This is a genomic window from Polyangium sorediatum (assembly GCF_029946465.1).
In the GTDB taxonomy this organism is placed as follows: Bacteria; Myxococcota_A; Polyangia; order Polyangiales; family Polyangiaceae; genus Polyangium; species Polyangium fumosum.
The window spans coordinates 88,729-99,993 of record NZ_JARZHI010000009.1 but is presented as its reverse complement, the minus strand read 5'-3'; the positions used below and the strand labels follow the sequence as shown (position 1 = coordinate 99,993).

The window sequence follows — 11,265 nt, the reverse complement described above, 5'->3', positions numbered from 1 at the left end:
AAAAGGCCTTGCAAACGACGTCGACGAACCGCGCCCCCGACTAGTTGCCACCGAGCCGCGTGACCAGCGTCTGCGCGGTCTCGCACTCGGTCTTGAAGCTCGCCGCCTTCGCGCCCTTGCATGCTCGGGCGGTGAAGCCCTTGAGCATCTGGACGGCTTCCTGCGTCCTCGGCGGGGTGAGCTGCGCGTAAGTGCTGCCCAAGCTGAAGAGAATCTGCACCGACTCCGGGCCCTCGTTGCCCGCAACCGCCTTCGCCGCCTCGAGCTCCGTCACCATTTCGGGGAGCGACCCGCGATCCTGGTGAACCTGCGAGAGCAGCACGTGCACGCCGAAGAGAGTCTTGTCGCCGGGCTTCGCGAAGTTCTTCGCTTCCTTGAGCACCTGCTCGGCCTCCTTCGTGTACCCGAGGCGGATGTAGAGATCCGCGAGCGCCGTATAGTACCGGATCTCGGTCGGATTGTGCTCGACCGCCTTGGTGTAGTTCTCGAGCGCCTTCTGCTCGTCGTCGGTCCAGAGGAACACGTTGCCGAGCTGGTGGTAGCAGTCAGCGAAGTTCGGATCGTTCTCGATGCACTTCTGGTACGGCTCCTTCGACTCTTCGTACGAGATCGTCTTCTTCTTCGCCTGCATCTCGAGCGCGTACGCGCGCTCGAACCAGTAGTTCGCGAACTTCGGCGCGAGCTGCGTGGCGCGGCTCAAGGTCGACGCGGTCTTGTCCCACTCCTCCTTTTTCTTGTAGGCCATCGAGAGCTTGTAAAAGATCCGATGGTTCGTGGGATCGAGCTTGGTCGCCTGCTCGTACTTCGTGGCAGCGCCATCCGGGTTCAGCGTGACCTCTTTGTCCGCCTGGTTTGCGAGGATTACGGCTTCCTGCCGGTTCCGGCTGCAGCCCAGCCCGAGCATGCTCGAGACCACGAGACAGGACGCCATCACCATTGCGCCAAGCTTCATTGCTTCGCTCACCTTTCTCTCGGAGCCGGCTCCGCCGCTCCTCGCGTCACCCGCGCGCGTAGAGGGCCACGGCAGCCCCAACCGCACCAAGCACGCACATAAGTCCTCGAACTTGCAGCCAAATTGCCGCCCAGGCACAGGACGAGACGTTCTCTTGCGCGCCGAGAATAGGCGGATGGCGCGCCGAAAGTCCAGTTGGATTGTGCCCATCTCCCAAAGCAACGGGCCAAGCGTCCGGCCGCACTCGGGAGGCCCCGACGCTCCCCCGCGCGCCGATGGTCGTCGACAAAAACACGATGCCCCACGGGCTTCTGACCCGCGGGGCATCACTCCACGATCCCAATCGAACGTCAGCCGCCGGGGCTGAACATGATCGGGTACACGACCGTCACGATACCGCCTTCCGGCTGCGGGAAGGACAGACCGTAGAACGCGCGGACCACGCACGACACCACGCCGCCATCCGGCATGTCCGAACCGCCGTTGCCCACGTTCGAGACTGCGCCGTCACGACCGATGACGAAACGCACCCCGACGCGGCCCTGGAGGTTCGGGTTGTTCCGCAGGCCGTTCTCGTAGCAGAGGCGGAAACGACCGAAGTTCTGACGCACGATACGCTGGATGACCTCGGGCGGGAGACGACCGCTCACGCTCGTGGCGCCCATGCGCACCTGCGGCGGCTTCGTGCGGTGCGACCCCGACAATCGGCCGTGACCGGAGCCGAAGCCCTGGCCCGTGCCCGTGCCCGCGCCGTGCCCGATCGTTCCGATCGAGCCGAGACCGATGCCCTCGCCGCGGCCACCGCCGCCCTCGCCGATACCGGACAAACCGAGGCCGCCCGCGCCGAACGAGTCGCCGATGTTGTCGCCCCACATGTTGCCGCGGGCCGACAGCGCATCGTTGCCGAGCGAATCGTCGCGACCCCAGGGCGCCGTCGGCGCGTTCGGATCACCACCGGCGCCCGAGTTGAGCAGACCGATCATGCCGAACTCGGCCGCGTCACGCAGCGCGGCCTGCCGCGCGATATGCGGATCGGCGTTGTCCGCCGGGCCCTGCACGCCGTACCGGTTGCCCGACGACTTGGTGTTCGGGTTACCCATGGAACCCTCTTCACCCTTCGCGCGCGTGCCCGTGCCGCCTTCCTTGTTGTCGGCGGCGTTGTCGGCGACCTGCTCGGTCTCCTTCTCCTCCATCTCCTTTTCGGCGGCCGCGTTGAGGAACTGCTGGATCATGAACTTTTGATCGTCCGAGACCCCGTCCTCGTCCGTGGCACCGAGCGGCGGCATGAAGAACGCCATCGCCGCGAGGAGCCCGAGGTGAACGGCCATCGACAGGCCGTGGTAGAGGTAGTTCTGCGTGTCGAACTGCACGTGCCCAGCGACCACGCGGCCCGCGTTCACCGTCGACACCTGGAAGATCAGGCCGTCCACGTCGATGCGCGCCTTCGAGCCCGGCGGCAGCGCGATCTGGAACGCGCCCGAGAGCTCCGAGCAGGGCTGCGTCTTGCCGCTGTCGATCGCCTGCTGCACCGTCATCTTCGGCTGGCCCGCGAGCTCGATCGTGCCCTTCGCGCGAGGCAGGAGCACCACCGAGACCGACCCGCCGCGATCCGCGAGCACCACGGGCGCGCGCGTCGTGCCGATCTTCTCTTGGGGCACGAAGTAATCGCACTTGAAGTTCTTGCTCTCCTCCTCGCCCACGTAGAAGGAGCGCGGCGGCGTCAGGTGCGAGACATGCAGGACCATCTGATCCCACAAGACCATCACCTCAACGGACGCGGAGGGCGTCTCGACTTCCTCGTTCGGGACGTCCGGGCCGCTCTTGACGAGCTGATACGTGTACGAGCCCTCGGGCGCATCGTGCGGCACATCATCGTGCGAGGGCGGCTTCGGCTGCGCGAAGGGGTTGTTCATGCCGAACGGGTCGCCGCCGCCGCCGAACGGGCTCGGCGCCGCCGCGGGAGCGGCCGCGAACGGGTTGCCGCCCGCCGCCGCGAACGGGTTCGCCGCCGGAGCCGCGCCAAACGGGTTCGCCGCCGGAGCCGCGCCAAACGGGTTGCCGGGCGCCTTCGCCGCGCCACCCGCGACCGCGACCGGCTCGGCCTTCTCGAGCACGATCTTCGTGCCGCCGATCTGCAGTTGATCGTTGGCCTTGATCTTGACTTTGTTCACCCGGGCGCCGTTCACGAGCGTCCCCGGCTCGTTGCCGAGGTCGATCAGCGTGATGTCCTCGGGCGACGCCACCTCGATGACGGCGTGCATGCGCGAGGCCAGCTCGTCGTCGACGCGCAGATGGCTCTTCGGGTCCTTTCCAACCTTGACGATGTCCTGCGTCACCGTCTCTCGACGCACGAGCGCTTCATTCTGGTAGAGCGCAAACGTGAGCGCGACCTTCTGCTTGCCTTCCATCGTGAGCCAGCCTTCCCTGCCTTTTGCGTCTCGTCGTCGCCCGAGGCGACCAGAAACCCCGCGTTCGGGGCATCGAATATTACTCAGGGACTCGTGTGCCTTCCCAAAAAGGCGATGGAGCCCTTGGATTCATCGCTGCGGCCCTGCGATCGCGTTCCCCGCGTCCGCTTGAAACCGCAGCCCGAACCCCCCGCACGAGTCCCCGAGTCTCCTCAGAGATTCTCGACCGACTTCAGCATCTCCGGCACGAACGACGTGCGCGGACGGATCAGGGTCGTGCGAACCGGGCCGGGACGAACGCGGATCGTCGCGTCGGTCGGCCCGAAACCACCGGCGTTGAGGGGATCGTCCGTGAACTCGTATCCGTACCCCTCGTCCTTCTTCCCACCGGCGCCGGCTTTGCCCTGGGCAAACGCAAACGACGACACGAGAAGAACGCCGACACCAGCGACCAGCGCAGCACCCAAACGCGTTGACCTCTTCATCTTCAAGCCTCCTCGCCAGTCTTCGCCGTATTTTCAGTCACATCGTATCGTCCCCGAAGGGGCGCGGTCAACGGGATCCGAGCCAGGTTTCGTTCGAGACTCTCTCGACCTGGCCTGAAAAGACATCCCGAACGACCCAAGGTTCCCGGAGGATCAAAAAAAGCCCGCGGTGTCATCCTGGACACCGCGGGCCATTCCCTTACTGAGGCGGCGGCGCACCACCCTCGGGCGGCTTCGCCTCGCCGCCCTCTTCGGTGCCCTTGGCTTCCGCCTCGGCGGCGCGGTTCTTCGCCTCCGCCTCGGCCGCCTTGCGCTCTGCCTCGGTCTGCTTGTTGAAGTCGATGATCTGCTGGATCTCTTCCATGCGCTCCTTCGAGCGCTTCACCGCATCCGCATACTCGGGCGCGGTCCCAGCCTTGGCGATGAACTCGCCGAAGAGCTGCTTCGCCGCGAGGAGCATCGGTTCGGCGTCCTTGCCACCGGACTTCGCCTTGTACTCCTGCGTGAGGATCGCGTCGTTGTAGTACGTCTCCGCTCGTTCCGGCGCGAGCTTCTTCGCCTCTGCCAGCTCGGCGGCGGCCGCTGCGACCATCTTGTCGAAGTTCGTATCGTCGATCTGACCACGAAGCGCGAGGGCGAGCCCGAGGTGCGCGTCGTAATCGCTCGGCCGCATCTTCAGCGCGGCGCGATACGCCTCCTCCGCTTGCGCGAACCCGCGGAAGCTCAGGTTCACGGCGGCGAAGTTCATCTGCGCCTCGTAGAAGGTCGGGTCGAGCTTGCGCGCCGTATTGAACGCGCTCACGGCGCCGTTCAGGTTGCTGAGCTCGACCTGGATCATGCCGGCCGTGTTGTGGATCGGCGCGTAGTTCGGGTTCTTGCGGATGGCCTGCGAGCAGACCAGAGCCGCGAGATCCAACGCCTGCGTGTCGATCTTCTTCTCCTTGCTGACGTTCGTCGCGACGCCCTTCTTGGAGGAACGACCCGCCTTCACCTTCGCCGACTCCATGTAGATCAGCGCGAGCAGATTGAACGCCGGCAGATACCCGTCATCGACGGCCAGCGCGCTCTGCGCGTAGCGCTTCGCGTTCTGCAGGTCCGTGCGACCGTCCTTGTCCGCCTGCGTGTTGTTGCGCTTCATGTGCAACATGCCGAGCTGGACGAGGCCCTCGACGTTCTGGAACCGCGCGTCGACGACCGCCGCCTGGTAAAGCTCGTTGATCGCCTGATCGATCGCCTTCTCCTGCGACTCGGCGAAGGAGTAGATCGCGAGCTGCACCCGCGCGCGGTGGAACTTGGGATCCGCGTCGAGTGCCTTCTTGAAATACTCCTTCGCTTTCGCGTCCTGCTTGCAGCGCTGGTGCGAAACGCCCGCGTTGTAGATCGCCTCGACCAGGGTCTTGCCGCTCTGCTCGTCGGCGGCGTCGAGGAAGATCGCCGCCGCCTCCTGGCAAGTGGCCTCGGTCCAATCACGGGCCTTGTCGTGCTTGTTGAAGGCCTCGAGACCGTCCTTGTACTTGTTCGCCGCAGCAACGGAGACCGCGTTGCCCTTGCTGTCGACGATCGCCGCGCCGGTCTTGGGATCCACCGCGGGCTTGCCGCCCGTTCCCCCTCCCCCACCGCCGCAACCAACCGCGGCCGTGAGGGCAGCCGTCGCCACAAGAATCGAAAACCTCTTCATGGCTCGCTCCCTTAGTTCTTCTTGGTGGTGGCGCCCTCGATGGCGGCCTTCTCGGGTGACGTGCCGGGCTTCGCGTCGGCGGGCTTGTCGCCCGTCGCCGGCGCCGCCGCAGGCTTGCTCTCCGCCGCCGGCGGTGCATCGCTCGCAGGCGCGAACGCCGTACCGTCGAGGTTCACCGGCTGCGCGCGATCGCTGAGGCCCGAGTTCACCCGCGACGGCGAACCACGGAACTCGTCGATGAGGTGGTACTCGGCGCCGTAGTTCTTCGACAACCACACCTCGCAGGTACGCGAGTACTCATCGAAGAACTGATACTTGACCGAGTAGTCGAGGCACTTCTTGAAGGCCGCCTTCGCAGCCAGCTTCTGCGGCTCGCTCGCTTCGTCGAGCTTCGCGTAGTACTCGCCGCGGAGCTCGGCGTAGCTGAGGTCCGTACCCGGGACCATTCCGTTGCCCTTCCACTCCTTCGGGATCGGCGCGGCACGGAACTCGGCGACGAACTTGCTCCACATCTGACCGACGCGCGAACCGGCGGCGATGACCCAGCGAGGCGGAGGCAGCGGCTCGAGGTTGACGATCTTCACGTACTCGTTCGAGGCTTCCTCGATGGCCGGCCGCTTCTTCTTGATCCAGTCCATGACCTTGGTCTGGATGTGCTTCATCACGTCGTCGCGCTGACCAGATCCCTTGTATTCGGGGAACTTGATCTTATCGACTTCCTTCCGCTTCAGCTCCGCGAAGAAGAAGAGCGCCTCGCCAACGGCCGTGAGCGACTTGCCGAGACGACGGATCTTCTCTTCGTCGCCCCCGCCGATCGAATCGAGCTTCTTCAGCGCAGCCTGCGGATCCTTCCAGTAACCGCGGACCTTGTTGTACTCGGGCGTCGCGCTCGACGGATTGTTGATCTTCGTGAAGACCCGCCCGAGCAACGCGTGCGCCTGGATCTGGACGTCGAACGTCGCGTTGCGATCGATCTGACCCATCGCCGAGCTGAGCCGCCGTCGCGCGCCGTCCCAGTCTTCCTTGTCGATGTAGTGAGACCCGATGGCGAACGCGATCTTCGCGGCCTCGGTCGGCTTCTGCGACCCGTAGTTCTTGTTGAAGAGGTCCGCGTCCTTGATCGCCTGATCCTCTTGGCCGAGACCGAGACGGAGCACGACGGCGTCCTGAAGCGCCTCGGCCGCCTTGTCCATCTTCGGGTTCTCGCGCGAGAACCGCTCGTACCAGTTCGCCGCCTCGTCGTAGACCGCGATCGCCTGATAGTTACCGCCGATCTCGTAGATCGACTTCTTCGCGAGCTCGGTCTTGTCGAGGTTGTACTTCGGGTTCAGCAGGATCTGACGCGCCGTGATCGACTTCGCGATGAGGCGCGCAGCCTGGAACGCGCGAGCCGCGTTGTAGAGGATCTCCTCGCTCTTCTCGCAGGAGGCTTCCTTCTTCTCGCACGCCGCTTCGCCGTACTTCTTCCACAGGTCCATGTAGGCCTGCGCGCCGCGCTCGTACATCTTGATCGTGTCGACGCCCTGGCCACCGGCGTCCGCCGACTCGATGAGCTTCTGCGCGCGCAGACGCTCGATGTCGCGCTGGATGCGCGTGAGGAGCCCGCACTGCTCGGCGTTCTCCTTTTCCTTGCCGCCCTTGCAGTACAGGTCGATGAACTTGGGCACGTCCTCGGCCATGTTGTCGTAGCAGGAGGGCCGCGCCGGCTCGGAGTTCGTGCCAAGGATGTTGAGCGACTCGAGGTAGAGCTGCGTCGCGTAGATGCCCACGTCCTTGTCGGAGTGGTTCACCGCGACGTCGCGGAACGCGTGCGCCGCCTCCTCCCAGTGCTGCGCCTCGAAGTACGTGCGGGCGCGCGCGTACTTGACCTCGACGTAGTTCTCCTGGGCTTCCTTGTCGTTCTCCGGCGGCTTGATGTAGCAGATGTACCGGTTGAACGCGGTCAGCATGCCCTTCTGGTTGTCGGTCAAATCCTTCGGGGCCCACTTGGCCTTGTCGGCCTTCTTGTCGCCCTTCTTGCCACCGTCCGCAGCGCTCGGGAGTTGGCCGGTGCCCTTCTTCTCCGAGCCATCCTTGTGCATCTCGGTGTAGATGTTCTGGTAGCAGAGCACCGCGGCAAACGCGGCCTCCGGCGCGAGCGGGCCGCTCGGATCCTCCGCGACGACGGAGTCGAAGGCCGGGCCGCACTTCGCCCAGTCCTTGTTGAAGTACGCGAGGTCGGCCATCGCGTACTTGATCTTGAAGACGTTCGGCCAGTCTTCCTTCACGATGCGCGGGAACTCGAAGCGCGCGAACTGCTCCTGCTTGAAGTTCTGCACGACACGCTCGTAGAGCAGCGTCGCGAGCGTCATCGTCTTCTTGTCACCCGTGCCGCGCACGCCGCCCGATCCGACGGCCTCGAGGTGCCACGCCATCGCGGTCTCGGTGAGAAGACCCGCGGTCGCGTTCGAGCACTTCAGCTTCATGTCATCGGGGTGCCCCTCGCTGATGAACTTGTTGTGCACCTCGAGCATCTGGTCGAGCTCGGCCTTGATCGAGTCCTTGTTGCCGGACTTCATGGCCAGCGTGGCCTCGGTGACGTGGCCCTGGTACTTGCAGAACTTCGGGCCACGATCGCGGACCATGAGGTCCTTGTAGAGCTCGATGCCCTCCTTGTAGTGGCCGGTGTCCAGGTAGTTCTGGCCGAGATCATCGAGCATCTTGAGCGTCTTCTCGTTGTTGACGCCCGTGTCGCCCGAGAGCGGCTTGAAGAAGTCGTGCGCGGCCTTCGGAGCCGCCGCGAGCGCGTACACCGGGATGATGTCGCGCCGCGCGGAGTTCGCGAGTTCCTTCGCGTTCGGCAGCTGCTGGTACTGCATGCCGTACTCGATGGTCTTCTTGAACTCGGTGAGCGCCTTCGGGAACTCGCCCTGGTTCCAGGCCACGTAGCCGAGCTTGTAGTGCGCGTAGCCCCAGACTTTGTTGTCCGGCGGCGGGTACTTCACGACCTCCTGGTACGACTGCTCCGCGAGCTGCCACTTGGAGGGATCGCCCTGCGCCTCGTTGAAGAAGAGCTCGCCGAACGCGAGGTACGCGTTCGGGATGAACTTCGACTGCGGCCAGTTCTGGATCAGCTCGAAGTACACCTTGCGCGCTTGATCGAGCTGGTTGGCCTGCTCGTACTCGTACGCGAGGTAGTAAAGCACCTCGTCCGTGCAGCCCGTGCTCTTCGTCGGATCCTGCGCGTTCGAGCTCTGGCACCACTTCGGGTAGCCGTTCTTCAGCAGCGAGTAGTACTTGATCGCCTGCTGCCGCGCGGCGACGAGGATCTTGTCGGCCTTCGCCGCCTCGTCACGGAACCCCTTCTCCGCCTTGGGGTTCTTGCGCTTCGCCTCGTCGGCGTTGATGCTCTGCTCGGTCTTGTCGCGGAACGCAGCCGACTCGAGCTCGACGTACCCCTCGGCCAGGCGCCGCATCAGCTTCGGACGATCGGGCGCGTTCTTCGGGGTGTTCGAGAAGAGGCTCTCGAGGCCCTGGATCTCGGTGATGAGCAGCTGGCGCGAGCGCGCTGCCAGCCGGTTGCGACGCTCGTCGCGCTGCGCGGCGTTCATCGACGCCGTCGGGTTCGTCGGCTTGAGCTGGTCGTCCCGCTTCTTCAGCTGAACGCCCTGCGGCGCCGACTTGAAGCTCATCGCCGGCTTCTTGCCAGCGCTCTGCTTTAGCGACCCGCCGGGGCACTGCGCCAGCGAGTCCTTGGCTTGTTGCGTGATGCATTCATCGGCGGCCGACGCCGGGCCCGTCGCGACGGCGGCGGTGAAAAGTGCTGCTGCGCCCGTCACGAAACGGAGCCGTCGCAGCGCACTCACGTTGGACTGCTTCATCGTCGTCATCTCCTCAACTGATAACTCGCAACCCGGAGGCGGCTTTGCCGCAATCCCCCCGGGGCGGCGCGATACGTCGCCGCCCCCTCGGGCCTCCCGCTACTTGCCGCACTTCGACGTGACGACCTGCCGGTAGAACCCGAGCTCGTCGCGCCAGTACTCGCCGTTGAACGGCCACAGAACGTGCTCGTCGTCCGGCTTGACGACGCCGAACACGAGCGCTTCTTCCTTCGTGAGCTGGCCGCTCACGACCTCTTGATCGAGCTTGTTTCGCTCGGCAGCCGTGATGTCGATGAGGATCTTCGAGGCGTCGCGGAGGTGCTCGTTGAGCTCGTCGAGGTAACGCTGGTAGCGCTCCCGCGCGAGGGTGCCGGCGTTGCGCACAGCGAGATCACGCGCGAGCGAGAGCGCGTCCGTCACGTCGCCACCGACGGGCGAGTTGCGGAACGCAGCCGGCGCCTTCTTGTACCGAGCGTCCTCCTCGTCGAGGACGCGCACGTACTCGAGGTTGCGGAGTAGCTGGCGATCCGAGAGCGCGTTCTCGACGATCGGCTTGACCGTCGGCGAAAGCGCCGCCTTGCCCGCGCGCACGTCCTTCAAGAAATCGAAGAACTTCGTCTCCGCGTCCTCACCCTTGAAGCGGTTGAGGATCGCCTCGAGCTCCTTCTTGATCGGCTCGTAGCGCTTCCGCATGCGCGCCACGATCGTCGTCGCGTCCTGGTACTGGCAGATCGTGAACGAAATGACCGCCTTCAGGATGTCCGCCTCCGGATAGAAGGCGTTCGGGAAGTACGGCGACTCGATCGTGTGCATGTTGCCGAGCGCGTGCGGGTAATCGCCGGCCATGAAGTACGCCCACGACTGCTCGAAGAGCGCGTCGAGCCAGTACTCGCTGCCCACGTCGACGCGGTTCCAGTACTTGACGGCCGCGCTGAGCTTGTTGCCGTCGATCTTCGGAACGCTGTTGTCGTCGAGGCGGACCGACGCCGAGTAGTACGTGCGGGCCATCGAGAGGAACGCGAGATCGCGCATGCGGCTCTCGTCCTCGACGCCCTCCACGCCCTCGTCGAGCGCCTGCACGATGCGCTGGAACGACTTCACCGCGGGCACCGACTTGCGGAGCTGCACGTTCGAGATGCCCGTGAAGAACTGGGCCTGAACGTAGTACTTGCTCTTCGCGTCGACCTTCTCGAAGAGGCTGATGGCCTCCTCGTAGTTGCGGTTGCGGTACTTGTACCGGCCGAGCAGGTAGTTGAGCTGCCAGTAGAGATCACGCTGCTGCGGGTTGTTGAACCGCGCGACCTGCTCGCTCTTGTACTTGCCGACGCGCTCGATGATGTCCGCAGGCTCGGGGAGCTGCGTGGCGAGCTTCGACAACCAGAGCAGCGTCTCGTTGAACTTGAGGTGATTCGTCTTGTCCGCGATCTCGGAGAAGATCGCGTAGCTCGCTTGGTAGAACTGAAGGCGATAGAGCGCGATCGCGAGGTGATACTGCGCGATCTGCTTGTTGCCCTCGTCGTCACCCGTCTCGCCGTCGACGACACGCTTCAGGAGGAGCGCGGACTCGCTCCATCGCTCCGCGTCGAACAGCCGCTTCGCTTGCGCCGCTTCCTCGGTCATCTGGCCCGCGGTCACGGGGCCGTCGGCCTCGTCCTCGAGCTCGATCTCCTTCGGAGCGGCCTTCTTGTCATTCTTCTTGGCGTCGCCAGCCTTGGCTGCCGGAGCCGCCGGAGCCTTGCCTTGCTGGGCGAAAGCCGTCGGCGCCGCGAGCATGGCAGAAGCAAGAAGACAGAGAGTAGCCAGCCCTTTCCGCATTCGTCGTTCCTCGTCGTTCGGAGGTGGAGGTCGATGAAGGCGACCCGAACCGGCCCAGGTACCGTTC

General features: G+C 64.8%; 6 protein-coding genes. All 6 read right to left on the bottom strand.

Going from position 1 to position 11,265, the window contains the following annotated elements:
* Positions 1-40: 40 nt before the first annotated feature.
* The 6 genes from QHF89_RS13485 to QHF89_RS13460 all read right to left on the bottom strand — a co-directional run bounded on the left by QHF89_RS13485 (position 41) and on the right by QHF89_RS13460 (position 11,156).
* A complete protein-coding gene (locus QHF89_RS13485) occupies positions 41-952 on the bottom strand; it encodes a tetratricopeptide repeat protein (protein WP_232379709.1) in 912 nt (303 codons plus the stop codon).
* A 350-nt stretch (positions 953-1,302) separates the two neighbouring features.
* Positions 1,303-3,360: an AgmX/PglI C-terminal domain-containing protein gene (locus tag QHF89_RS13480; RefSeq protein ID WP_136969644.1), complete on the bottom strand. Its 2,058-nt coding sequence runs from the start codon at positions 3,358-3,360 to the stop codon at positions 1,303-1,305.
* A gap of 212 nt (positions 3,361-3,572) precedes the next feature.
* Positions 3,573-3,845 carry a hypothetical protein gene (locus tag QHF89_RS13475; protein WP_136931315.1) on the bottom strand — a complete coding sequence of 91 codons (273 nt, stop codon included), beginning with the start codon at positions 3,843-3,845 and terminating at the stop codon, positions 3,573-3,575.
* Positions 3,846-4,044: 199 nt separating this feature from the next.
* Positions 4,045-5,523, bottom strand: coding sequence for a tetratricopeptide repeat protein (locus QHF89_RS13470; protein ID WP_136931316.1), 1,479 nt, complete (start codon positions 5,521-5,523; stop codon positions 4,045-4,047).
* A gap of 11 nt (positions 5,524-5,534) precedes the next feature.
* Positions 5,535-9,383, bottom strand: coding sequence for a tetratricopeptide repeat protein (locus QHF89_RS13465; protein WP_232379710.1), 3,849 nt, complete (start codon positions 9,381-9,383; stop codon positions 5,535-5,537).
* A gap of 99 nt (positions 9,384-9,482) precedes the next feature.
* A complete protein-coding gene (locus QHF89_RS13460) occupies positions 9,483-11,156 on the bottom strand; it encodes a hypothetical protein (protein WP_232379711.1) in 1,674 nt (557 codons plus the stop codon).
* Positions 11,157-11,265 lie beyond the last annotated feature (109 nt).